21 protein-coding genes are annotated in these 22,468 nt (G+C 74.3%); 2 read left to right on the top strand and 19 right to left on the bottom strand.

Annotation, left to right across the window (positions count from 1 at the left end; translation table 11 throughout):
- Positions 1–30 precede the first annotated feature (30 nt).
- On the bottom strand, positions 31–978 hold the full coding sequence (locus ACSLIC_RS24030; RefSeq protein WP_436739781.1) for an alpha/beta fold hydrolase: 948 nt from the start codon (positions 976–978) through the stop codon (positions 31–33).
- A 184-nt stretch (positions 979–1,162) separates the two neighbouring features.
- Between ACSLIC_RS24030 and ACSLIC_RS24025 the strand changes: the two genes are divergently transcribed.
- Complete coding sequence (locus ACSLIC_RS24025; protein ID WP_436739780.1) at positions 1,163–1,687, top strand: DinB family protein; 525 nt, start codon at positions 1,163–1,165, stop codon at positions 1,685–1,687.
- A gap of 9 nt (positions 1,688–1,696) precedes the next feature.
- On the opposite strand, the gene ACSLIC_RS24020 is transcribed toward ACSLIC_RS24025, so the two are convergent.
- The 8 genes from ACSLIC_RS24020 to ACSLIC_RS23985 all read right to left on the bottom strand — a co-directional run bounded on the left by ACSLIC_RS24020 (position 1,697) and on the right by ACSLIC_RS23985 (position 10,486).
- Positions 1,697–2,251, bottom strand: coding sequence for a GAF domain-containing protein (locus tag ACSLIC_RS24020; RefSeq protein ID WP_436739779.1), 555 nt, complete (start codon positions 2,249–2,251; stop codon positions 1,697–1,699).
- Positions 2,248–2,841 carry a GTP-binding protein gene (locus ACSLIC_RS24015; RefSeq protein WP_436739778.1) on the bottom strand — a complete coding sequence of 198 codons (594 nt, stop codon included), beginning with the start codon at positions 2,839–2,841 and terminating at the stop codon, positions 2,248–2,250. The genes ACSLIC_RS24020 and ACSLIC_RS24015 overlap by 4 nt, the downstream gene beginning before the upstream one ends.
- Positions 2,819–3,190: a DUF742 domain-containing protein gene (locus tag ACSLIC_RS24010; protein WP_003952099.1), complete on the bottom strand. Its 372-nt coding sequence runs from the start codon at positions 3,188–3,190 to the stop codon at positions 2,819–2,821. Before ACSLIC_RS24010 ends, ACSLIC_RS24015 begins: the two co-directional genes overlap by 23 nt.
- A 3-nt stretch (positions 3,191–3,193) precedes the next feature.
- On the bottom strand, positions 3,194–3,628 hold the full coding sequence (locus ACSLIC_RS24005; RefSeq protein WP_436739777.1) for a roadblock/LC7 domain-containing protein: 435 nt from the start codon (positions 3,626–3,628) through the stop codon (positions 3,194–3,196).
- Positions 3,629–3,710: 82 nt separating this feature from the next.
- Positions 3,711–5,642 (bottom strand): sensor histidine kinase, encoded by a 1,932-nt coding sequence (locus ACSLIC_RS24000; RefSeq protein ID WP_436739776.1) that lies wholly within the window; start codon positions 5,640–5,642, stop codon positions 3,711–3,713.
- A 916-nt stretch (positions 5,643–6,558) separates the two neighbouring features.
- On the bottom strand, positions 6,559–7,851 hold the full coding sequence (locus tag ACSLIC_RS23995; protein ID WP_436739775.1) for an MFS transporter: 1,293 nt from the start codon (positions 7,849–7,851) through the stop codon (positions 6,559–6,561).
- A 455-nt stretch (positions 7,852–8,306) separates the two neighbouring features.
- Complete coding sequence (locus ACSLIC_RS23990; RefSeq protein WP_436739774.1) at positions 8,307–9,533, bottom strand: MBL fold metallo-hydrolase; 1,227 nt, start codon at positions 9,531–9,533, stop codon at positions 8,307–8,309.
- Positions 9,534–9,697: 164 nt separating this feature from the next.
- On the bottom strand, positions 9,698–10,486 hold the full coding sequence (locus ACSLIC_RS23985; RefSeq protein WP_436739773.1) for an SGNH/GDSL hydrolase family protein: 789 nt from the start codon (positions 10,484–10,486) through the stop codon (positions 9,698–9,700).
- 287 nt (positions 10,487–10,773) lie between these two features.
- Between ACSLIC_RS23985 and ACSLIC_RS23980 the strand changes: the two genes are divergently transcribed.
- Positions 10,774–11,589, top strand: coding sequence for a tyrosine-protein phosphatase (locus tag ACSLIC_RS23980; protein WP_436739772.1), 816 nt, complete (start codon positions 10,774–10,776; stop codon positions 11,587–11,589).
- A gap of 8 nt (positions 11,590–11,597) precedes the next feature.
- On the opposite strand, the gene ACSLIC_RS23975 is transcribed toward ACSLIC_RS23980, so the two are convergent.
- From ACSLIC_RS23975 to hpnC, 10 genes are all read right to left on the bottom strand, one after another.
- Entirely contained in the window at positions 11,598–11,783 is a 186-nt protein-coding gene (locus tag ACSLIC_RS23975; protein ID WP_436739771.1) for a DUF6126 family protein, read from the bottom strand.
- Positions 11,780–12,397: a helix-turn-helix domain-containing protein gene (locus tag ACSLIC_RS23970; protein ID WP_436739770.1), complete on the bottom strand. Its 618-nt coding sequence runs from the start codon at positions 12,395–12,397 to the stop codon at positions 11,780–11,782. The genes ACSLIC_RS23975 and ACSLIC_RS23970 overlap by 4 nt, the downstream gene beginning before the upstream one ends.
- Positions 12,398–12,453: 56 nt before the next feature.
- Complete coding sequence (locus ACSLIC_RS23965; protein ID WP_436739769.1) at positions 12,454–13,878, bottom strand: aspartate aminotransferase family protein; 1,425 nt, start codon at positions 13,876–13,878, stop codon at positions 12,454–12,456.
- Between the two features lie 68 nt (positions 13,879–13,946).
- Entirely contained in the window at positions 13,947–14,969 is a 1,023-nt protein-coding gene (gene hpnH, locus ACSLIC_RS23960) for an adenosyl-hopene transferase HpnH (protein WP_436739768.1), read from the bottom strand.
- Between the two features lie 5 nt (positions 14,970–14,974).
- Positions 14,975–15,643, bottom strand: a complete 669-nt coding sequence (locus tag ACSLIC_RS23955) for a phosphorylase family protein (protein WP_436739767.1) — start codon at positions 15,641–15,643, stop codon at positions 14,975–14,977.
- The gene (shc, locus tag ACSLIC_RS23950) at positions 15,643–17,622 is read right to left on the bottom strand and encodes a squalene--hopene cyclase (protein ID WP_436739766.1); all 1,980 of its coding nucleotides are present in this window, start codon (positions 17,620–17,622) and stop codon (positions 15,643–15,645) included. The genes ACSLIC_RS23955 and shc overlap by 1 nt, the downstream gene beginning before the upstream one ends.
- 197 nt (positions 17,623–17,819) lie before the next feature.
- Complete coding sequence (locus ACSLIC_RS23945; protein WP_436740466.1) at positions 17,820–18,878, bottom strand: polyprenyl synthetase family protein; 1,059 nt, start codon at positions 18,876–18,878, stop codon at positions 17,820–17,822.
- Between the two features lie 81 nt (positions 18,879–18,959).
- On the bottom strand, positions 18,960–20,339 hold the full coding sequence (gene hpnE, locus ACSLIC_RS23940; protein ID WP_436739765.1) for a hydroxysqualene dehydroxylase HpnE: 1,380 nt from the start codon (positions 20,337–20,339) through the stop codon (positions 18,960–18,962).
- On the bottom strand, positions 20,336–21,286 hold the full coding sequence (gene hpnD / locus ACSLIC_RS23935; protein ID WP_436739764.1) for a presqualene diphosphate synthase HpnD: 951 nt from the start codon (positions 21,284–21,286) through the stop codon (positions 20,336–20,338). Before hpnD ends, hpnE begins: the two co-directional genes overlap by 4 nt.
- Complete coding sequence (gene hpnC, locus ACSLIC_RS23930; protein ID WP_436739763.1) at positions 21,283–22,194, bottom strand: squalene synthase HpnC; 912 nt, start codon at positions 22,192–22,194, stop codon at positions 21,283–21,285. Before hpnC ends, hpnD begins: the two co-directional genes overlap by 4 nt.
- Positions 22,195–22,468 lie beyond the last annotated feature (274 nt).

Below are 22,468 nucleotides of genomic sequence, written 5' to 3'. Positions count from 1 at the left end.
GACGACGGCACCGACAGCGGGCGCCGCCGGTCAGAGCGCGTGGGCGTCGAGCCAGCGGGTCAGGTCCTCGTGCACCTCGTCGCGGTTGGTCTCGTTGAGGATCTCGTGCCGGGCGCCCGCGTAGGCCTTCCAGGTGAGGTCCTGGACGCCGATGCCGCGCAGGTCGGCGAGGAGGGCGTCGACCTGGGCCATCGACTGGTGACAGGGGTCGTCGGAGCCGACCGCGACGTGCACGGGCAGGTCGGCGGGCGTCCGGGCGAGGTGGGCGGGGTCGTTGACCTTCTGGGAGGCGTGGACCCAGTCGAGGCTGAACCCGGCGCTGAAGGGGAACCCGCACGCCTCGTCGGCCGCGTAGGCGTCGACCTCAGCCTCGTCGCGGGAGAGCCATTCGTAGCCGGTGCGGGCGGCGTAGGGCGCGTTGAAGGAGGCGAAGAGTCCGGGGACGAAGGAGGAGAGGTGCGCGCGGCCGTGGTCGTCGATCTCCTGCTCCAGGCGGGCGGTATCACGTCCGGGGTCCGCTCCGGGCAGGGCGCGGAAGGTGCCGGTCAGCAGGAGCCCGGCGAGGTCGTCCGGGTACTCCTGGGCGTAGTCGCGGGCCAGCATCGAGCCCATGCTGTGGCCGAGCAGCAGGACGGGGACGCCCGGGTACAGCGCCCTGACCTGGTCGCCGACGGCCTTGAGGTCGGTGACGATGTCGCGCCAGCCGTCCTCGCCGGTGACGCCGAAGCCTCCGGTGAGCGGGGCGGTCGCGCCGTGGCCGCGGTGGTCGGAGGCGACGGCGCCGAAGCCGTGCGCGGTGAGGTGGCGGGCGAACCGGTCGTAGCGCTGGGCGTGTTCGGCAGCGCCGTGGGCGATCTGGACGAAGGCGCGGGGGCGTCCCTCGGGCAGCCAGGTGTAGGTGGCGACGGCCACCCCGTCGTGGGCGCTGAGGACACCGGGGCGGTGAGCGGTGCTGCCGGATGCGGGCTGGCTGGTCATCGGGTGCGCTCCCCTGGGTCGGCGTGCGGCGGTTCGGCACCCGGAGTGCTCCGGGCGCGCTCTGGCTGCCCCTCCCCGGTCGGCGGCCCGCTCATGCCTCGGCTGCGCCGCCGGCCTGACCGCGGTGGCCCGGCCGGCGGAAATCACGTCGCCGGGGGCGGGGCGCGCGTGCCAGGATCGCCCGATGACCACTTCGCGTACCGAGTTGCTGCGCTGGCAGTCCGAACTGACCTGGTCGCTGTTCACGTACCACCTGGACCGGCTGGAGCCCGATGACTTCCTCCGCGAGCCGGCCGCCGTGTGCTGGACGGTGCGCCAGGAGGCGGACGGCCGCTGGTGGCCGGACTGGGCGGAGACCGAACCGGACCCCGTGCCCGTCCCCACGATCGCCTGGCTGACCTGGCACATCGGCTGGTGGTGGACGACCGCCGCCGCCGCCGTGCGGGGCGCCGAGCCTCCCGAGCGGACGGAGGTCGCCTGGCCGGGGGACGGGGCGGCGGCCGTCGCCTGGCTGCGCGGCCTGCGCGAGGAGTGGGCGGCGGTCCTCGACGGCCTGGACGACGCGGCCCTGGACCGCCCCTCGGCATACCCCTGGGGCGCGGAGGCGGGGCTCACCGTGGGGCACACGGCGGCCTGGGTGAACGCCGAGCTGATGAAGAACGTCGCCGAGATCGGGCAGCTCCGGCTCCAGTACGCCGCGGGGCGGTGACGGCCGCGCTCAGGGGCCTCCCGGATCGCGGCGCTGGAGCTGCTCGGTCAGCTCGGCCGCCATCGCCTTGATCGTGTCGAGCCCTGCCCGGCCCCAGGGCCGCGGCTGGGTGTCCACCACGCAGACGGTGCCGAGCGCGATGCCGGTGCGGTCGATGAGCGGGGCGCCGAGGTAGGAGCGGATGCCTATCTCGTCGACCACCGGGTTCCCGGCGAACCGCGGGAAGTCGCAGACGTCCTCCAGCACCAGCGCCCTGCGCCGCACCACCACGTGCGGGCAGTAGCCGTGGTCGCGGGCCATGTGCCGGAAGGCGCTCGTGGGCGCGGCTCCCCCGGCGAGCGGTCCGGCCGGAGTGTGCAGCCCGGCGAAGAACTGCCCTCCGGTGCCTATGAAGTTGACCATGGCGTACGGCGCGCGGGTCAGGTCGGCGAGCCGGGTGGCGAACGCGTCGAGCCCGGCGTCGGCGTGGCGGCCGAGCCCGAGCCTGCCCAGCCGTTCCTCGCGCGCCGGCGCCTCGGGGTCAGTGGGGGTCAGGAGGAGATGGCCGAGCGGGTCGTACGTCACAGGGGTGCTCCTTGGCTCTCCGCGGGGTGCCCTGAGAGGAGATGCCGTACGAGGGTGAGCAGGGTCTGCACGGCCGAACTGGAGATGCGGGCGTCGCAGCGGACGACCGGGACGTGCACGCTGAGGTCGAGGGCGGCCCGCACCTCCTCGGGGCCGTAGCGGTGGGCGCCGTCGAACTCGTTGACGGCGACGACGAAGCTCATGCCGCGCTGTTCGAAGAAGTCGACGGCGGCGAAGCAGTCCTCCAGCCGCCGGGTGTCGGCGAGGACGACGGCGCCGAGCGCGCCCTCGGACAACTCGTCCCACATGAACCAGAAGCGTTCCTGTCCCGGCGTGCCGAACAGGTACAGGACGTGCCGGTTGTCGAGGGTGATGCGGCCGAAGTCCATGGCCACGGTGGTGGTCGTCTTGTTCTCCACGCCCTCCAGGCTGTCGGTCTCGGCGCTGATGGTGGTGAGGAGCTCCTCGGTGCTGAGCGGGGCGATCTCGCTGACCGCGCCCACGAAGGTGGTCTTCCCGGCCCCGAACCCGCCCGCGACCAGGATCTTGAGTGCGGTGGGAAAGGGGTCAGAGCCGTCGTCGTAGTCCATCGAGCACTGCCTCCAGCAGGGACCGGTCGGTGGGGTGGTGGAAGTAGTCGGGGGCCCGGGTGGTCAGGGCGCCGCAGTCGACCAGGTCGGAGAGGAGGACCTTGGTGACGACGGCGGGCAGCCGCAGCTGCCCGGCGACCTCGGCGACGGAGGTCGGCGCCTCGCAGAGCCCGAGGACGTCACTGTGTTCGGGACCGAGGTAGCCGAGCGGCTGGGTGCCGGTGGACATCACCAGGGACATCAGGTCCAGCGCGGTCGTCGGTCTGGTCCGGCCACCGCTCACGGTGTACGGGCGGACGAGGCGCCCGGCCGCGTCGTCCAGCCAGGGCCCGTCCTGCGGGAGGGCCATGGGTCAGTTCCTCATCGCCGTGGGTTCGGGGGCCTGACGGCGCGGCGGGGTGATCAGGTACGGCCGGACGCTCTTGACCAGCATCGCCATCTCGTAGCCGAGGACGGCGGCGTCCGCCTCGCGTCCGGCCAGCACGGTCAGGCAGGTGCCGGAGCCGGCGGTGGAGACGAAGAGGAGGCTGGTGTCGAGTTCGACGACGACCTGCCGTACGTCGCCGCCGTCGCCGAAGCGCGCTCCGGCGCTGCGGCCGAGCGAGTAGAGCCCCGAGGCGAGGGCGGCGAGGTGGTCGGCGCTGTCCGGGTCGAGGCCGTGCAGGGACTTGACCAGACCGTCGGCGGAGAGCAGCACGGCACTGTGGGTGTGCGGGACCCGCTGGACCAGTCCGCTCAACAGCCAGTCGAGGTCGGAGGCATGGCCGGTCGGCGCATCGCTCGCCATGGTGGATCGACTCCTTGCATACATGGGGGTACCTGTGGGGCTACGGGAACGTGGGGACTCGGGTACGGGCCTCGGGGCCGCCTCACCCGGGCCGGTGGGCGGAGCCGGGGTCCGGCCCGGGGTGGGCGGGCCGCTCGTCCTGGGACTCGGCGAGGCCGGTGCCCCGCCGGAAGGCCGCCATCAGCCCGGGGTCGTGGCCGACGTGGGGCAGTTCGGCGGTGCGGGCTACGGGGCCCTCGCGCAGCTGCGGGGCGAGGTGCTCCTGGGCACGGCGGCGGGGCAGGGTGGGCCGCTCGGCCGGCTGGTCCTGGAGGGCGCCGCCGAGGACGAGGGGGGAGGCGGCGTTGGCCTCGACGGTGTCCCGGTGCTCGGGCCGGATGCCCGGGCGGGCCTCGGCCGGGGTCGCCCGCCGCTCCTGGGTGTCGCGGACCGGCAGGGCGCGGGGGCCGGGCACGGCGGCAGGCGCGGGCTGCCCGCTCTCCGGCGGCGCGGCGTGCTGCGCCCGGGAGGCCGCCCGCCGACGGGTGGTGCGGGTCGGCAGGGGCGGCGGGGCGCCGTCGGCGGGGGCCGGGCGCGGCGGGGGGGCCTCGTCCTGGGCGGCGGGGGAAAGCCGGCTGGGAGCATGGGACGCGGCGGCGGGCGCGGGCCCGGCGTCAGCGGCGGGCGGGAGCGGCGCCGGGGCGGGCGGCTGCTCGGCCACCGGTCCGGGTGCCGGTACGTCAGGGGCGGGCGCCTGGGCGGCCGTCGCCGTGCCGGTGAGGGCGGCCGGGGCGGTGGCGCCGGTGAGGGACTCGGGTTCGGGCTGGGCGTCGGGCACCGTGCCGAGCAGGGTGGCGGGCAGCACCAGGACGGCCTGGGTGCCGCCGTAGATGTTGGGCTGGAGGCGGACGGCGATGCCGTGGCGCCGGGCGAGGGTGGCGACCACGTACAGGCCGATGCGGCCGTCCTGGAGGAGGCTGGCGACGTTGACCTGGTCGGGGTCGGCGAGCAGGGCGTTCATCCGGCGCTGCTCGTCGCCGGGCATGCCCAGACCCCGGTCCTCGACCTCGACGGCGACACCGGCGGCGACCCGGCTGGCGCGCAGCAGGACCTGGGTGTGCGGGGCGGAGAACACCGTGGCGTTCTCGACCAGTTCGGCGAGGAGGTGGATGGTGTCGGCGACGGCGTGACCGCGGACGTCTCCGTCGATCGGCGGCACCAGCTTGACCCGGGAGTACTGCTCGACCTCGGCGATGGCGGAGCGCAGCACCTCGGTCATCGTGACGGGCCTGCTCCACTGGCGGCGGGACATCGCACCGCCGAGGACGGCGAGGTTCTCGGCGTGGCGGCGGATGCGGGTGGAGAGGTGGTCGACGTGGAAGAGGCCCTTGAGCAGGTCGGGGTCCTCGACCTGGTTCTCCAGTTCGTCCAGGAGCTGGATCTCGCGGTGGACGAGGGACTGGAGGCGCCGGGCGAGGTTGACGAAGACCTCGACCTTCTGTTCGCTGCCCGTCTGACTGGAGAGCTGGGCGGCCTGGACCACTGCCTGGACGGCCATCCGGTGGGAGCGGTGGAGTTCTTCGCCGAGCAGGTCGAAGCCGTCCCCGCGCGGGGCGAGGGGACGGTGTTCGGCGGCGGGCTGCTCGCCCCGGCGCAGGGCGTCGACGACGTCACGCAGTTCGGTCTGGTTGCGGGCGCTGGTGCGGCGGAGCTGCGCGGCCCGGTCCAGGATGTTCCGCGCGGTGCGGTCGGCTGCCACGGCGGCGACGGCGATCCCGGTGAGTGCCACGGCCGCCGCCCCGGCGAGGATCGCCCAGAGCAGGTGCGGAGCGGTTCCGGAGCTGCCGACGGAACGCAGCGCGAACAGCACCGCGGCGGCGCCGCTGAGGGAGACCGCGACGGCCGGCAGGACCGCGATCCGCAGCAGCTGACGCCGTATGTGCGCCTCGGGGAGCTGCTGGGCGGCCTTGCCGTGCCGGCCGCCGCCCTCACGGCGATCCGCCCGGGGGGCGGCCGGTGCGCGTAGTTGTGACATCGACGTCCTCGGAAGAAACCCCCCGGTCCGGCGTGGGGCGGGGGTGCGGTAGCGGGGCTCCTGGTGGGGCGCGGCCCCGGGGTGCGCGATGCGTGGCGGGCATGCGGCGCCGGTCCGCGAGGGCAGCGCGGACACCCTGGTGCGGGCTCCGCGCTACCTGACGGACACACACCGTAGTCATCAAAGCATCCCGCGCGCTGGGCAGTTGACCAGTTCGACGGCCATCACCCCACCCCCGGAGGACAGTTCGCACACCAGCCCGAAATCCACAGGGGCGCAGGGGTTCGAACGCGCGCGAGGGTCGGCGCGAAAGGACGGCACAGGCACCGGACGACGGACGCGGCCGCCCCCGGAGGGCTACGCCCCGAGCACATGCCCGATCACGGACGGCGGAGGCGCGGACGCCGCACGCGGGTGCCCCGCGCTGGAGCGGCGCACGCCACGACACGCACGCCTCCCGCACGCCAAGAGGGTCGACCGACAAGGGAATTCAGGCATGGCCGAGGTCGCCCGTCCTCCTACGGGCAGGAGCCCGACTCCCGGCGTCGTCGCCCGAGCCGCCGCACCGCGTGCGGTCGGCCACCCGGTCCAGACGCCCGGCCTCTTCGAGGGACACCTCGTCGGCTCGCCGACGGAGGACGGGCGGCGGAGGACGGGCGGCGGCTACGCCGGCTCGTCGGCCTCGGCGAGCACACCGAGCGCGGGGGCAGGCGGCGGCTCCTGGTCCACATCTGCACCCCTTACCGTGGAGTTCGGCGCATCTGGCCGCACGGCGTACCGGTCCAGGCCCGTGCGAGGGAATGGGAGCGAACTCCCGCAGGGCGAAGGACCGGTGGGCCGCACCCGGGTGCAGGCGGACGACCACGTCGCGGTGCCCCGCTCCGTGTCGGGCACCGGGCGAGCCTCGGCGAAGGGCTCACTCGTCGGCGACCCCGCCCTGCGACGACTCCGCAGCGCCTCCTTCCGTGCCGTTTCCGGCGGGCGGGTGCCAGGTGAGAATCCAGCCGGCGGTAAGCGTTGCCGCGACACCGGCCAGGGCGATGGCGCCGCCCGTTCCGACGCCCGCGGCCACCGCGCCGAAGCAGACCGGCCCGACGCCCTGCACCGTCATGGTGCCGGAGCCGAGCAGACCGAACGCCTGGCCCCGGCCCTCCTGCGGCAGGGCCTCCAGGAACGGCCGTTGGAGGCCGAGACCGTAGGCGAACCCGGAGCCGCAGAGCAGCAGCAGACAGGACGAGACGCCCACTCCGGGCTCGGCGGCGAAGCCGACCAGCGGCAGCCCCATCAGCGCGATCAACGGGGCCACCAGCCGCTCCCGGGTGGACGGCCGCAGGACTCGGCCCACCAGCAGGTCACCGACGAGCATGCCGACCGGCAGGCAGCCCATCAGCACCGCGTACCAGCCGGGCGCGAAGTGGCGTCCACCCGCGTAGGCGACGATCAGTCCTTCCGCGCCCGCGACGAACGCGCACGGCAGCCACTGGGCCAGCATCAGCCGTCGCACCGTCCCCACGCGCAGCAGCAGACCGGCACCTTGCAGGCTCGCCCGGACCGCCCCGCGATCGCCCCGGCCTCCAGGCGCGCCGCGGGACCCACCCGGCCGCAGCCGGGGCAGCCGGAAGCGGACAGCGAGCGCGCAGCAGAGGTAGAGGGCCGCACTGACCGCGAGCGCCCGTCGTGGGCCGAGTGCCGCGACGGCCGCACCTCCCAGCGCCAGGCCGGACAATTGCGCGCCGGCACCGGCGAGGTTGTTCAGTGACCGGCCCAGCACATAGGCGTCGCCCTCCAGCGCCTGGGCGACCAGCCGACTCGACGCGCCGTGGAACACCGGTGTGGCGAGAGAGACCAGCGCCACGACACCGAGACTCGCCGCGACCGGCATCCGCACCACGGCGATCAGCAGGGCGGCGGCACACGTCAAGGCGTAACCGCCGGTGATGAGCGCGCGGGGCGGCAGACGGTCGGCCAGGGAGCCCAGCAGCAGCGAGCCGAACAGCTGCGGGACGAAGCCGATGCCGAAGGCCACCGCGCTCAGCAGCGCGGAGCCGGTGGCCGAGAAGACCAGCACCGAGAACGTGGTGATCCTCAGCGCGTCCGCCGTGATCGCGACGGTACGGGTGGAGAAGAGCAGCCGGAATCGCGGCTCGGCCAGCACCTCCCGGTAGGTGGCACGGTGGTTGCCCTGCGCGGGCTCGGCGGTTGGGGTCATGACGCACGAGCCTCGCCGTGCGTCCACGCCACCCACCAATGATTCGCCGCTGGACGAATCGGAGCGGTCCCCGGCGATAGCACGGCCGGGTGCTGCGCTTCGAAGTCTGTGCCGCGGACCTGCTGCGCAGCCGCTTCGCGCTGTCGCCCGCCATGGACCTGTGCTTCCTGCTGGGCTCGCTCGCAGGCAGGGACAGGCACGTCGTCCAGGACAGACCGCACCCCGGCCGCCCTCTCGGGCCTGCACACGATGGCGAGCCCAAGCGGCCGGCGCATCACGGTGTTCAGAGGTCTGCCCAGACTTTCGCCGGAGTGCGGTCGCCCGTGGGTCTCGGGCCAGGGCGGCGGGGCCTGCCACGGTGGCGCGCGGCTCGGCCGCGCCAGGCGCGGCCGGTGGGCGGCGCCCCTCGTCACACGCCCGCGCCGAGCGGCTCGGTCACGCGCCTGGGCGCGGCCTCAGCTCTCGGGGGCCGCCAGGTCCAGCGCCTGGCGCTGCTCGCCGGCCGGCGGCCAGGTGGTCCAGCCGCCCCGGGGCGGCTTCGCCGCGACCGCGCGCCACCAGGGGGCGGCGGCGGGCGCCCGCGCGGGGACGACCGGCTCGCCCGGGAGCGGGGTGATGATCCGCTGGCCCTCGCGGTGGGCGGCCAGCAGGGTGCGCTCGGCCGGTTCCTCCCACGGGTGCAGGGCGAGGTTGAAGGTGCCCCAGTGGATCGGGAGCAGGACGCCGTGCGGCGAGCCGCCCTGGAGGTCGAGGTGGGCGCGCAGCCCCTCGTCGGGCGTCATGTGGATGTCAGGCCAGGGACCCGGGTCGCGCGCCCCGCCCCGGCTGTGCGGCAGGAACTCGCTGTACGCGCCGATCTGGATCATGGTCGCGTCGAACGGGCCGTGCTGGGCGCCGATGTCCTGGAAGCCGGGGAAGTAACCGGTGTCGCCGCTGTGGAAGACCCGGTGGTCGCTGCCCCGGACCGACCAGGAGGCCCACAGTGTGTGCTGCTGGTTGCGCAGGCCCCGCCCGCAGAAGTGCCGGGCCGGGGTGGCGGTCAGGGTGACCCCGGCGACCTGGGTGGCCTCGCCCCAGTCCAACTCGCGCAGCCGGTCGGCGGGCACGCCCCACCGCTCCAGGTGGGCGCCGACCCCCAGGGGCACCAGGAAGACGGTGCCGGTGCGGACCAGCGCCCGGATGGCGGGCATGTCCAGGTGGTCGTAGTGGTCGTGGGAGATGACCACGGCGTCGACCACCTCCAGGGCGCGCAGCGGCACCGGCGCCGGGTGGAGGCGGCGCGGTCCGGCGAAGGCGAACGGGGAGCAGCGCTCACCCCACACCGGGTCGAAGAGCAGCCGGGCCCCGTCGATCTCGACGAGGACGCCCGAGTGGCCCATCCAGGTGAGCCGCAGCCCTTCGTCGGACCGACGGGCGAGATCCGCCACGGTGGTCGGGTGCAGCGGGATCGGGGCCGCCGGGGCGCGGCGGGCCCGGGCCTCCTTGCTCAGGTAGGCGCGGAGCAGGTCGCGCGGGGTCGCGGCGGACTCGGTGGCCGGGCCGCCGTCAGGGTTGCGGAACGAGCCGTCCGCGAAGTTCGGCGAGCTGAGGATGCGCCGTCGGCGCTCCCCCGAGGGATCACCGCCGAACGAGGCCGGCCGCAGGGCGCGGACCACGGGGTTCGGCGTACGGATACCGGTCACGGTGCCTCCAGAGCTGCGGTCGGGTGCTCCATTGTCGGGCGGGAACGGCCGCCCCGGCGATTCGGCCCCGGTCGGGGCACCACGCCGGGAGGCGGCGACCATGACCGGGCGGAACGGTTTGAGGGCCGGCCGGGATCGTTCCCGTCCGGCCCTCAAACCGTGGCTCAGAGCGGCAGCAGGTCGGGCCGCTTGGCGCTGACGTGGTCCCCGGAGGAGACGCCCCGCAGCCGGCGGCCGATCCACGGCACCAGGTACTCGCGGGCCCACTGGATGTCGTCGCGGCGCCCGTCGAGCGAGGTGCGCGGCGGCTGGGCGGGCCACTCCTGCTCGGGGTCGGCGGGGACGTCGAGCCCGAGGATCTGCCCGGCGCGCAGCGCCACCCGGGTGTGCCCCTCGGCGGAGAGGTGCAGCCGGTCGGTGTCCCAGGCCCGCCGGTCCTGCACGGAGCGCAGCGACCAGAGGTCCAGGACGGGGCAGCCGTAGCGGTCGGCGATGGCGCGCACGTGGCCGTTGTACGTGGCGACCTTGCCGCGCAGGTGCTTGAGGACCGGCACCCCACGGGTGTCGAAGCCGGTGGTCAGCACGACCGTGCCGACGTCGGAGGTGAGGGCGGTGACCGCCTTCTCGAACCGCTCCGCGAGGTCGTCGGGGTCGGCGCCGGGGCGGATCACGTCGTTGCCGCCGGCGCAGAAGGTCACCAGGTCGGGCGCGAGTTCGCGGGCCCTGGGCACCTGGTCGGCGACGATCTGGTCGAGCAGCTTGCCGCGCACCGCGAGGTTGGCGTACCGGAAGGCGTGTTCGGGCTGCCGGTCGGCGAGTAGAACGGCCAGTCGGTCCGCCCAGCCCACGAACGCACCGTCGGGGCCAGGGTCCCCGACCCCTTCCGTGAAGCTGTCGCCGACCGCCGCGTACGAGGTGAAATCTGGAGGAAGGGAAGTCGTCTCTGCTGTCACGGGCACATCATTCACTTCGTGAAGTGAGTTACGCCACCGTAGGAAGGGGTTGACGCGGGTGACAAACGCCACCGGTCAAAGTTGTCCCAAGGCGGAATAGATGCAGGGGCCACTCACGTGGCTCGCACCCTGTCCCCCGAGTCCTCCCCGTGCGCCCCGTGGATGCCGCCCGGCGCCCCTCGTGCGCACGTACGCGCGCGCTCAGGCGTTCCCGAGTGCGAACACCTGTCGTATCGTCGAGGCGCGCCCGCCCGCACCCGAGCGGCGGCCGACCGGGAGGAGCCCACGTGACGCAGCAGTCCCCGTCGACGAGGTCGGAGTCGATGCCGGAGCCGGAGCTGACCGGGGTGCGCAACTTCCGTGACGTCGGCGGCCTGCCGACGGGCGACGGGCGCCGGGTGCGCACCGGGCAGCTCTTCCGCAGCGGCCATCTGGCCCACGCCACCGAGGCCGACACGGGTTTCCTCAGCGGACTCGGGCTGCACACCGTCTTCGACTTCCGCAACAGCGCGGACCAGGCCCTGGACGGCCTCGACGTCGAGCTGCCCGGGGTGCGCAACGTGAACATCCCGCTGAGCGACCCGGCCGACGGCGCGGGATTCTGGAAGATGGTCCGCGAGGGCGGCCTCCCGCAGCTCCGCTCGCTGCTCGGCGACGGCAAGGCCGAGCTGCGGATGACCACCTCGTACCGCGAGATGATCACCGGGCGCACCGCCGAGCACGGCCTGGTGCTGCGCGCCCTCGCCGAGGAGAGCGTCCCGGCGCTCATGCACTGCGCGGCGGGCAAGGACCGCGCCGGGCTGTCGGTGGCGGTGACCCTGCTGGCGCTCGGCGTGGACCGTGAGGCCATCGAGGCGGACTACCTGGAGTCCAACGCCCAGCACCGCCGCTACCGCATACGCCGGGCCTCCGACTCCCCCGACGCGCTCTCGCCCGAGGTGATGGGGCTGCTCAGCCCGCTCTTCGAGGCTCGCGCGGAGTACCTCGCGGCGGCCTTCGAGACCATCGACGCCACCTGGGGCGGCACCGAGCGGTACCTGACGGAGGGGCTGCGCCTCACCCCCGAGCTCCGCGACCGGCTGCGCGGCCGCCTGCTGGACTGAGCCGGGGCTCACTGCGCCTTGCTGCCCACCTCGAAGAGCAGGTAGATGAAGCCGGCCAGGAGGTGGCCGACCACCACGTAGACCAGGAGCCTGATCCACAGGCTCGGCGGCAGCCGCTCCTCCATGTCCCGGGGGCCCCGGGCGGGAGTCTCGTCGGCGGTGGCGGTGGTCTCGGGGTCGGGTCGCTCGCTCATGCGGCGCCTTTCGGGTTCGGGCGTCCCGGGCCGAGGCACGGGGCGCCCGGGCTCTGGAGCAGGGTGTGGACGAAGAGGAGCTCGGCGCCGTCGGCGTCGGCGGCGCCGATCCGGTGCGGGGTGAGCGAGTCGAAGTGGGCCCCGTCGCCGGGGTGCAGCAGGTGCTCGCTGTCGCCGAGCCGCAGTCGCAGCCGCCCGCACAGGACGTGCAGCCACTCCTCGCCGGGGTGGACCCGCACCATGTCGCTCTGCGTGCCGTACGGCACGCGCACGCGCAGCGCCTGCATGGCGCGGCCGGAGCCCCCGGCGGGCCAGTACGTCCAGCCGGCGGCGGGTGCGGGTTCGGCCTCGGCACCCCGGATGACGGCGTGCCGGTCACCCCCCGTCTCGCCGAGCAGCGCGGAGACGGTCGTACCGTAGACACGGGCCAGCGCGAGCAGCATCGGCAGCGAGGGCTGGCGCTGCCCGGTCTCCAGCCGGGAGAGGTGCGCGGCCGACAGTCCGGCGGCGCGGGCCGCCGTCTCCAGGGTGTGGCCGGCGCGGCGCCGCAGTTCACGCAGGTGGGGAGCGACGGCGGGGAGGTCGCCGGGGCCGTCCGGAGGGTCGGTGCTCATATCTCGATTGAGCCAGAAACATGCCCCAGGGGCAAGTTTCTTACCTAAGAGGCAAATCAGCGGTGGGTCACCGCCTGCCGGACCAGGGTCCGGCCGAACTCCCACAGCAGCCCGCCCTCGTGCGCCTCGTCCATGACCTGCGTGAACGCGTCGACGAAGCGGTCCACGTCGGCCTCGTCCACCACCAGCGGCGGGATCAGCTTGATGACCTCGAGGTGGTCGCCGGAGACCTGGGTCAGGATGCGGTGCCGGTGCAGCAGCGGAGCCACCACCATCTGCGCGAAGAGCCCCTTGCGGGCCGCCTGGAGCATCGCCCACCGGCTGCGCAGCCGCAGCGACTCGGGCCGCCCGAACTCGATGCCGATCATCAGCCCGCGCCCGCGCACCTCGTGGAGGAGCTCGTAGCGCGGGACGAGGGCGGCGAGGCGCGAGCGCAGCCGCTCCCCCACCCGCCGGACGTGGGCCACCGTGCCCTCGCGCTCCATGACGGCGAGGACGGCCAGCCCGGCGGCCATCGCCTGGGCGTTGGCGCCGAAGCTCGCCGAGTGGACGAGGACGCGGTCCATCGAGGAGTACACCTTGGCGAACACCTCGTCGGTGCCGAGCGTGGCGCCCACCGGCACGTACCCGCCGGACAGCGCCTTCGCCAGGCAGACCAGGTCGGGTTCGACCCCCGGCTCGTGCTGGTGCGCGTGGAAGTCGCCGGTGCGGCCGAGGCCGGTCTGCACCTCGTCGGCGATGAGCAGCGCCTTGTGCCGGTGGAGGAGCTCCTGGGCCGCGCGCAGGTAGCCGGGCGGGGCGGCGTGCACGCCCTTGCCCTGGATGGGCTCGACGATCAGGGCGGCCACGTCGCCGGCCCGCAGCTCGCGGCGGAGCGCGTCGAGGTCGCCGAGGGGGACGGCGGTGTCGGGGAGCAGCGGCCCGAAACCGTCGCGGAAGGAGCGCTCCCCGTTGACCGAGAGGGCCCCGGTGGTCAGACCGTGGAAGGAGTGCGCGCAGTGCAGGACGCGCGGCCGGCCGGTGGCGCGGCGGGCGAACTTCAGCGCGGTCTCCACGGCCTCGGTGCCGCTGCTGCAGAAGAAGGCCCGGTGCAGGTGCGGGGTGTGCGCGAGGAGTCGCTCGGCGAGCAGGCCGGGCAGGGGCGGGCAGTCGAAGCGGGTGAGGTCGGCCAGGGAGAGGTCGAGGACGTCGTGCAGAGCCTGGCGGACCACCGGGTGGTGGCGGCCCAGGCCCATCACGCCGAACCCGGCGAGCATGTCGAGGTGGTCGTTGCCCTCGGCGTCCCAGAAGTGGGCGCCCTCGGCCCGCTCGTAGACCTTGTCGAAGCCCAGGGTGCGGAGCATGCGGGGCAGCTGCGGGTTGAGGTGGCGGGCGTGCAGCGCGTACCGCTCGCCGCCACGCTCGGCGAGGAGCCGCCGCAGGTCGAAGCCGGGCACGGACTCGGCGCCGGTCGCCGGTGCGCCGCCGTCGACGGTGGTCATGGGTGGGTCCCCCTCTCGGTGGACGCGCGCGGGGCCGGGCGGCGGGTGCCGCCCGGCCCCGGCGGGCGTCAGGCGCGGTTGCTGGTGACGGTGTCGCGGGCGGCGCGCAGCGACTCCTTGAGGGAGCCCATGGTCGCGAGGACGGCCGTCGGTTCGTAGCCGCAGTGCGCCATGCAGTTGGCGCAGCGGGGGTCCTTGCCCCGGCCGTACTTGTCCCAGTCGGTCTCCTCGATGAGCTGGCGGTACGTGGGGACGTACCCGTCGCTCATCAGGTAGCAGGGCCGCTGCCAGCCGAAGAGGGAGTAGTTGGGGATGGCCCAGGCGGTGCAGGCGAAGTCCGCCTTGCCCTCCAGGAAGTCCAGGAAGAGCGGGGAGTGGTTGAGCCGCCAGCGGCGGCGGTTGCCGTCCGCGAACGCCTTGCGGAACAGCTCGCGGGTCTGCTCGACGCCGAGGAAGTGCTCCTGGTCGGGCGCCTTCTCGTAGGCGTAGGCGGGCGAGAGCATCATCTCGTCGACCTGGAGGTCGTCGTTGAGGTAGTCGAGCACCTCGATGATGGTCTGCGGGGTGTCGGTGTTGAAGAAGGTCGAGTTGGTGGTGACGCGGAAGCCGCGGCGCTTGGCCTCCTTGATCGCCGCCACGGCCTCGTCGAAGACGCCCTCCTTCGCCACGGACTCGTCGTGCCGCTCGCGCAGCCCGTCGATGTGCACGGCGAACGCGAAGTACGGGGAGGGGGTGAACTTGTCCATCTTCTTACGCATCAGCATGGCGTTGGTGCAGAGGAAGACGTACTTGCGTTTGGCGACGAGCTGGTTCACGATCTCGTCGATCTGCGGGTGCATCAGGGGCTCACCGCCGGCGATGGACACCATCGGGGCCCCTGACTCCAGGACCGCGCCGACGGCCTGGGCCACCGGCATGCGCTGCTTGAGCACTCCGGCGGGGTGCTGGATCTTTCCGCACCCCTCACAGGCGAGGTTGCAGGCGAACAGGGGCTCCAATTCGACGATCAGCGGGAACTTCTCCCGCCTGCGCAGCTTCTGTTCGGCGAGATACGTCGCCACCTTGATGGTCTGGCGGAGCGGCATGGCCATCTGGCTCACCTCCGGGGGAGCAGCGAGGAACGGTGCCATTCGTAGAAAGCGGGGATCACGGCACGGAGTACACGGAAAGCCGATATTCCACCGCGTACCGTTCCGATCCGGACCAGCTCGTGCTCTGGAGCGTCCACGACCACCCGGACGGCCGCAACCGGGCGCGGTCCGGCGCGCCGGGCGGCGTACAGGGTGGCGGCGGACTCCATGTCGACGGCGACGGCCCCCTGCGACCGGAGCCGGGCCCGCTCAGGACCGCGCACCACATGGTCGCAGCCGGTGAGCGGGCCGGTGTGGACGGTACGTCCGGGGACCGCGCGGGCCACGGCGGCGGCCAGTACGCCGGCCTCGGCGCAACGGGTGACACCGCGCGGGTCGCGGACCTCGTCGGCGACGACCAGGTCACCGGGGTGCATGCCCGCGCCGAGGCCCGCACAGAACCCGGTGGCGACCACCCCGGCCCGGGCCAGCGCGGGGTCGCGCAGCACCTCGGCGACGGCCCGTCCGGCCGCCTCGGGCCCCATGCCGGTGCGGAGTACCCGGGTCGGGGTGTCGGCGGGGGCACGGATGCCGGTGCGCAGGGCGAGCCGTTCGATGGTGAGGGCGCAGGCGATGACCAGGGGCGCGGGGTCGGCCGCCGGGCCCTGCGGGGGCCCGGCGGCGGGCTGCGTCATCAGGCACCCTCGGGTGCTGCTCCGCGGGTGTACCGGCCCAGTGCCGTCAGGGGGAAGACCTGCCGGTACAGGTGGTAGTTGATGGAGAAGTCCCAGGGGAACCCGGTGCCGGTGTAGTAGGGCTCGTCCCAGCTGCCGTCCTCGCGCTGGGTGTCGGCGAGGAAGGTGACCCCGCGCCGGGCGACCCTGCTCTCCCGCTCCCCCGCCGCGAGGAGCGCCATCAGGGCCCAGCCGGTCTGGGAGGCAGTGGAGGCGCCGCGGGCCATCCGGCCCTGCTCGCGGTAGGAGCGCAGGTCCTCGCCCCAGCCGCCGTCGTCGTTCTGCACCGACTCCAGCCAGGCCACGGCGCGGCGGATCGCCGGGTGGGTGGCGGGCAGCCCGGCGTCGACCAGGGCGGGGACGGCCGAGCCGGTGCCGTAGAGGTAGTTGACGCCCCAGCGGCCGAACCAGGCGCCGCTCGGTTCCTGCTCGGCGAGGAGCCAGTCGACGGCGCGGCGGGTGCGCGGGTCGGCGGCGAGTCCCTCGGCGGCCAGCATCTCCACGACGTGGGCGGTGACGTCGGCCGAGGGCGGGTCGACGACCTCGCCGAAGTCGCAGAAGGGCAGCCGGTTGGGGAGCGAGCTGGTGTTGTCGACGTCGAAGGCACCCCAGGCGCCGTTCTTCGACTGCATACCGAGGTTCCAGCGCACGCCCAGCGAGATGGCGCGCTCCAGCCGCGCGGTGTCGGGGTGGCGGACCCGGCGCAGGGCGAGCACCACCTCGGCGGTGTCGTCGATGTCCGGGTAGTTGTCGTTGTGGAACTCGAAGGCCCAGCCGCCGGGGGCCAGGTGCGGGCGGCGCACCGACCAGTCGCCGGGCCTCTCGATCTGCTCGTCGAGCATCCAGTCGGCGGCGCGGACCAGCTGCGGGTGGTCGGCGGGGACGCCGGCGTCGGCGAGGGCGATGGTGGCGAGGCAGGTGTCCCAGACGGGTGACTGGCACGCCTCGACCATCCGGGAGCCGTCCTCGCGGGTGAGCGTGAAGCGGTCCAGGGACTCCAGGCCGGCCCGCATGACGGGGTGGCCGAGGTCGTAGCCGAGCAGGTGCAGGGCGATCATCGAGTAGACGGCCGGCGGCTGGATGCCGCCCCAGCTGCCGTCGTTCTCCTGCCGCTCGACGATCCACCGTCCGGCCGCGGCCATGGCGGCCTTGCGCAGAGTGCGGGGGGCGACCTTGCGGTAGGCGCGCAGCGCCCGGTCCAGCCGCTGGAAGGCGCCGTTCCAACTGGCCAGGGGGGAGAGGCGGGGACGGGGCGCCGGGTTCGCCGGGTCGGCGTGCAGTTCGTCCAGCGGGAACGGGGCCGGGCGGACCGGGCGCTTGGCGGACACGATGGTGAGCGGCACGATGGTCTGCCGGGCCCAGCAGCCGAAGTCGTAGATGTTCAGCGGGACCCACGGCGGCAGGAAGAGCACCTCGGGCGGCACCTCCGGCAGCCGGTCCCAGGGCCACCAGCCGAAGAGGGCGAGCCAGATCCGGGTGAAGACGCGGGCCTCGGCGATGCCGCCCTGGGAGCGGACCCAGTGGGCGGCGCGTGTCATGTGCGGGGCGTCGGGGCTGTCCCCGGCGAGCCGCAGTGCGACGTAGGCCTCGACGGTGGTGGAGAGGTCGGGCGGGCCGCCGTAGAAGGTGGCCCAGGTGCCGTCCTCCCGCTGTTCGCCGCGGATGAAGAGGGCGGCGGCGCGGGTGGTGGCCTCGTCGCGGATGCCGAGGAACTGGCGGAGCAGCAGGTCCTCGGCATCCATCGTGACGTTGGTGTCGAGGTCCCCCTTCCACCAGCCCTCGGGGTTCTGGAGCCCGAGGAGGTGGTCGGCGGCGCGGGCCCTGGCCCGTTCCGCGGCGGCCTCCACGGCGCCCGCGTCCGGGGCGGCGGGTTCGGTGATGGTCGCGGTGGTGGGGCGGGAGGGCGCGGTCCCGGCCGGTCCGTTGGTCGTCGCTGTCATGGCGTCCCCTTGGTGCAGTGGTCGGTCTGCGTGTGCTCGGGGTGTGCCGCCGGCGGCCCGCGCCGTCTCAGGGCGCGGGCCGCCGACAGCGCGTCATATGCGACGGGTGGCGGGGGTGCTGCCGGTGACCGGAGGCAGGGGAAGGGCGCGCGAGGCCGGGCGGGCGTCGCGCGTCACGGGTGTCCTGGCGATGGTGATCATCTCTTCCGTACGACGACGAAGTCGGCGAGGGCGGTGAGCTGCTCGCGTACGTGGCCGGGCATATCGACGCCGGAGAGGGCCTCGATGGCGACCGCGTGCTGGCGGCGGGCCTCGGCCTCGGTCCAGGCGCGGCCGCCGGCCTCCTCGATCAGGGCGGCGCGGGCGGCGAACTCGTCCTCCGAGAAGTTCTCGAAGTCGTTGGCCTTGGCGTCGGCGGCGAGCAGCGAGCCGAGGCGCTCGGCGGCGGGCCCCTCGGCGGCGAGGGCGGCGACGACGGGCAGCGACTTCTTGCGCTGCCTCAGGTCGCTCCAGGTCTGCTTGCCGGTGGATTCCGGGTCGCCCCAGATGCCGAGGAGGTCGTCGACGGCCTGGAAGGCGAGGCCGAGGTGGTAGCCGTACCGCTCCAGGGCGTCGGCGGTGCGGTCGTCGGCACCGCCGAGGACCGCACCGATGGAGACGGCGCAGGCGAGCAGGGCGCCGGTCTTGTTGCCCTCCATCTCCAGGCACTCCTCGACGCTGACGCGCTCGCGGTGCTCGTAGGAGATGTCCTGGGCCTGGCCGTCGATGAGGGCGCGGCTGGCGGTGGTCAGGCGGCGGGCGGCGCGCCCGGCCTCCAGCGTGCCGAGTTCCAGCAGGATCTCGTTGGCGAGCGCGAAGAGCGCGTCGCCGACGAGGATGGCCTGGGCCGGGCCGTGCACCTTCCACACGGTGTCGCGGTGGCGGCGCTGCTCGTCGCCGTCCATCAGGTCGTCGTGCAGGAGCGAGAAGTTGTGGACCAACTCCACGGCGACCGCGCCGGGGACGCCGGCCTCGGGCGCCGCGCCGGCCGCCTCGGCGGACAGCAGCGCGAGAGCGGGCCGGACGGCCTTGCCGCCGTCGCCCTCGGCGGGGCGGCCCGCCGCGTCGATCCAGCCGAAGTGGTAGGCGGCGACGGTGTCCATGGGCGGGGCGAGACGCTCGATGGCGGCCTTCAGCACGGGCATGGCGAGGGTACGGCCACGCTCCAGCAGGGCGGCCACGTCCGTGGTGTCACGGTCCGCGTCGGCCGTGGGCACAGTCGGCACAGTTGCTCCTTTGTTTCCGGGACGGAAGGGCTGAGGGTCAGGGGCGCGGCGGGTCGGCCCGAGGGGGCCGGTTCACGCGGCCTCCTCGAAGACCGGGGCGGGCCGGGGCCGGCCGAGCGCGCCGAGGGCGTCCGAGGCGGCGTTCAGTCCGCTGCGTACGGCGCCCTCCATGGTGGCGGGCCAGCCGGTGGCGGTCCACGCCCCGGCGAGGTGCAGTCCGGACAGGCGGGTCGTCGGGCCGGGCCGCAGGGCGCCCACACCGGGACTGGGAGCGAACGTGGCGGTGCGTTCGCGGGTGACGAAGAAGTCCTGGACGCGCGCGGTGCGGGCGGCGGGCAGCAGCCGCTCCAGTTCCGGCAGGTAGCGGGCGCGCAGGTCGGCGACCGGGGTGTCGATCTCGGCCTGGGCGGTCGACTGGGAGAGCGCGAGGTACTGGCCGCGGTCGAGCCCGGAGGCCGCGGTGCGGTCGAACACCCACTGCACGGGCCCGTCGAGGGCGGTGAAGAAGGGGCGCCGGACGACCTTGCGGTCGTAGAGGACGTGGATGTTGATGATGGGGGCGGTACCGATCCGGGTGAGCCTGCCCGGGTCGTCGAGGGCGCCGCCGGGAAGCAGGGCGTGGGTCTCGGCCGGGGGGACGGCGAGGACGACGGTGTCCGCGGTGAGGGTCTCGTCGCCGGTCTCCACCCGCCAGCGGGCGTTCGCGTCGCCGCCCGGGACGACGGCGCGCACCCGGGAGCGCAGCACGGTGCGGACACCGGCCTTGTCGAGGGTGGTGAGGGTGCGGGTGTGGTGCAGTTCGCCGAGTGGGACGTGGGCCCAGCCGATGTCGGCGGCGCCGGGGTCGGAGAGCAGTCCGGTGCGGAAGACCTTGGCGGCCAGGGCGAGGGAGGCGTCGTCGGCGGTGGCGTTCAGGGTGGCGACGCCGACGAGGTCCCAGAGCGCGGCGACGGCGCGCGGGCTCTGTCCGTGGCGCCGCAGCCAGCTGCCGAAGTCCTGCCGGTCGAGGGCGGGGTCGGCGGGGTCGAGGCGGCGCAGGGCGAGCGCGGCGCGGCCGACGGCGGCCTTCTCGGCGAGGCTCAGGTGCGGGTAGCGGGCGAGGCTCGGGCCGAGGTGGAGGGGGACGGGCAGGGCGTTGCGCCGCAGCCGGCCCAGGCGCCCGCGGCCGGCGTCGAGGACGGGAACGTCGAGGCGGTCCTGGACGGGGGCGAGTGCGGCGGCGTCGACCCGGCCCAGGAGCCAGCGGTAGGCGGTGCAGCAGCGCAGGTAGACGTGCTGGCCGTTGTCGACGGTGAGGTCGCCGCGCTGGAAGGAGAAGGCGAGCCCACCGAGGCGGGGGCGGCCTTCGAGGAGGGTGACGCGCAGCCCGGCGTCGGCGAGGGCGAGGGCGGCGGCGGTGCCGGCGAGGCCGCCGCCGACGACGACGGCCTCCTGGGCGGCGGCGGTGCTCATGAGCGCCTCCGTCCGGCCTGTCGGCCGATCTGCCGGGCGTCGAACCCGGAGAGGCCGCGCACGGCCACGTACGCCTTCTCGTGGCCGGGGAGCGAGACCCGGCCGCGCAGGACGGCCAGCGGGTCGCGCTCGATCCGGTCGAGCAGGCGCCGGTAGATCCCGGCCATGGCGGCGACGCAGGCACCGCTGCGGCGGTCGAGCATCGGCAGCAGCCGGTACCCCTCGGCGAACAGGGCGCGGGCCCGGCGGACCTCGAAGTGGACCAGTCCGGGGAAGTCCGACCCGGCGGGCGGGCGGGGCCCGTCGAAGCCCTCGGAGCAGCCGAACTCGGCGAGGTCGTCGGCGGGCAGGTAGGTCCGGCCGTTGCCGGCGTCCTCGCGGACGTCGCGGAGGATGTTGGTGAGCTGGAGGGCGAGGCCGAGGGTGTCGGCGTACTCGGCGGCCTTGTCGGCCTGCGGGGCGCCGGGTGCGGTGCCGAAGATGCCGAGCGAGAGCCGGCCGATGGCTCCGGCGACGCAGCGGCAGTACAGCTTGAGGTCGTCCCAGGTCTCGTAGGTGACGCCCTTGACGTCCATGAGGACGCCGTCGATCAGCTCGTCCAGGCCGCCGAGCGGGATGGGGAAGCGGCGGGCGGCGTCGGCGAGGGCTACGGCGACGGGGTCGGTGTCGTCCTCGTCGACCTTGCCGTCGCGGATGCGGTCGAGGATGTCACGGGTGGCGCCGAGCCGGTCGGCCTTGACCGCGGGCGCCAGCGTGCCGTCGCCGATGTCGTCCACCCGCCGCGAGAACGCGTAGAGCGCGGACATCGCGCGGCGCTCGGCGAGCGGCAGCAGCCGGATGCCGTACGCGAAGTTGCGGGCCTCGGACCCGGTGACGGTCTCGCAGTAGCTGTACGCGGCGAGGACCGGTGCGGGCAGGGAGATGCTGTCCTCCACGGTCGGGCTCACCTCTCTCCTCGCAGGGCCGCTCCCACCTCGCGCAGGAGCCTGGGCTTGGTGGGCCTCGGCGGGCCGGGCAGGACGTCGTACCCGGCGTCCGTGACCGCGGCCAGGGCGGCGCGGCCGCCGCCGACGAACCCGGCGAGCAGCAGCCGCAGCCGGCCGTGCACGCTCGTGATCAGGGGGCCGCCCTCGGCCAGCAGCTCCCCGGCGCGTGACGCCTCGTAGGCGATCAGGGCGCGCAGGGAGGCGGAGGCGGTGGGGGCGGCGAGGTCGGTCTCCTGGACGCGGAAGCGTTTCAGGTCCTCGGCGGGCAGGTAGATCCGGTCGCGGCCGAGGTCCTCGGCGACGTCCTGGAGGTGTTCGACGATCTGCAGGCCGGTGCAGACGGCGTCCGAGCGGCGGACCCGCTCGGGGCTCAGGGTGCCGGTGAGACCGAGGACGAGGTGGCCGACCGGGTTGGCGGAGAGCTCGCAGTACGCGGCCAGGTCGTCCCAGGTCTCGTACCGCGTGACCAGCTGGTCCTGGCGGTTGGCCTGGATCAGGGCGTGGAACGGTTCGGGGGTGAGGCCGTGCTCGCGGACCACCGGGCGCAGGGCGGCGACCAGCGGGTGGGCGGGGCCGGGTCCTGTGGTGGCGAAGACCCGGGCGAGGTCGGCCTCCAGGGCGTCCAGCAGGGTGAGGCGGTCGTCGGCCGCGCTCCCCTCGACGCCGAGCAGACGGGCGTCGGCGCCGCCGGGGGCCAGGTCGCCGTCGCCGATGTCGTCGACGAGGCGGGCATAGCCGTAGACGGCCATCAGGCCGCGGCGCCAGGCGCGGGGGACGAAGAAGGGGGCCACGGGGAAGTTCTCCGCGGCGGCCTTGTCGAGGGTGGCGCGTGCCGGGGCGCCGTGCCGCGCCGTGCCCGGTGCGGTCATCGTCGACTGCTCCGCGCCAGAACGGCACAAGCCGCGTGGAGCCGGAGATCACCCGTAGCCATTGCCGTCACATCTCCCGTTCTACACTGCCGACCCAAAACATCCCTTTTCGGACACGCCGTCCGCCATGGCGGTGATCGTCACCTGTTCGACTCGGGACACCTGTGCCATATCGCCGCAACTGGCGCGAATCAGCACCGGTACAGCTTACGCGGCATGCGCGCCCGTGGTGCGCCGGGGTGTTCGACAGGTCACAGCGCGCCCCCCGACAGGC

The sequence above is a fragment of the Streptomyces sp. BBFR102 genome (assembly GCF_051397025.1).
Taxonomy (GTDB): Bacteria; Actinomycetota; Actinomycetes; order Streptomycetales; family Streptomycetaceae; genus Streptomyces.
Note: the sequence above shows the minus strand (reverse complement) of the source record. Positions and strands in the feature narration are given on the sequence as shown.

Bases quoted from the DNA above. Each gene is read 5' to 3' on its own strand.
- ACSLIC_RS24030 (WP_436739781.1), bottom strand. From the start codon at position 978: ATGACCAGCCAGCCCGCATCCGGCAGCACCGCTCACCGCCCCGGTGTC.
- ACSLIC_RS24025 (WP_436739780.1), top strand. From the start codon at position 1,163: ATGACCACTTCGCGTACCGAGTTGCTGCGCTGGCAGTCCGAACTGACC.
- ACSLIC_RS24015 (WP_436739778.1), bottom strand. From the start codon at position 2,841: ATGGACTACGACGACGGCTCTGACCCCTTTCCCACCGCACTCAAGATC.
- ACSLIC_RS24010 (WP_003952099.1), bottom strand. From the start codon at position 3,190: ATGGCCCTCCCGCAGGACGGGCCCTGGCTGGACGACGCGGCCGGGCGC.
- ACSLIC_RS24005 (WP_436739777.1), bottom strand. From the start codon at position 3,628: ATGGCGAGCGATGCGCCGACCGGCCATGCCTCCGACCTCGACTGGCTG.
- ACSLIC_RS24000 (WP_436739776.1), bottom strand. From the start codon at position 5,642: ATGTCACAACTACGCGCACCGGCCGCCCCCCGGGCGGATCGCCGTGAG.
- ACSLIC_RS23995 (WP_436739775.1), bottom strand. From the start codon at position 7,851: ATGACCCCAACCGCCGAGCCCGCGCAGGGCAACCACCGTGCCACCTAC.
- ACSLIC_RS23975 (WP_436739771.1), bottom strand. From the start codon at position 11,783: ATGAGCGAGCGACCCGACCCCGAGACCACCGCCACCGCCGACGAGACT.
- ACSLIC_RS23970 (WP_436739770.1), bottom strand. From the start codon at position 12,397: ATGAGCACCGACCCTCCGGACGGCCCCGGCGACCTCCCCGCCGTCGCT.
- ACSLIC_RS23965 (WP_436739769.1), bottom strand. From the start codon at position 13,878: ATGACCACCGTCGACGGCGGCGCACCGGCGACCGGCGCCGAGTCCGTG.
- hpnH (WP_436739768.1), bottom strand. From the start codon at position 14,969: ATGGCCATGCCGCTCCGCCAGACCATCAAGGTGGCGACGTATCTCGCC.
- ACSLIC_RS23955 (WP_436739767.1), bottom strand. From the start codon at position 15,643: ATGACGCAGCCCGCCGCCGGGCCCCCGCAGGGCCCGGCGGCCGACCCC.
- shc (WP_436739766.1), bottom strand. From the start codon at position 17,622: ATGACAGCGACGACCAACGGACCGGCCGGGACCGCGCCCTCCCGCCCC.
- hpnE (WP_436739765.1), bottom strand. From the start codon at position 20,339: ATGAGCACCGCCGCCGCCCAGGAGGCCGTCGTCGTCGGCGGCGGCCTC.
- hpnC (WP_436739763.1), bottom strand. From the start codon at position 22,194: ATGACCGCACCGGGCACGGCGCGGCACGGCGCCCCGGCACGCGCCACC.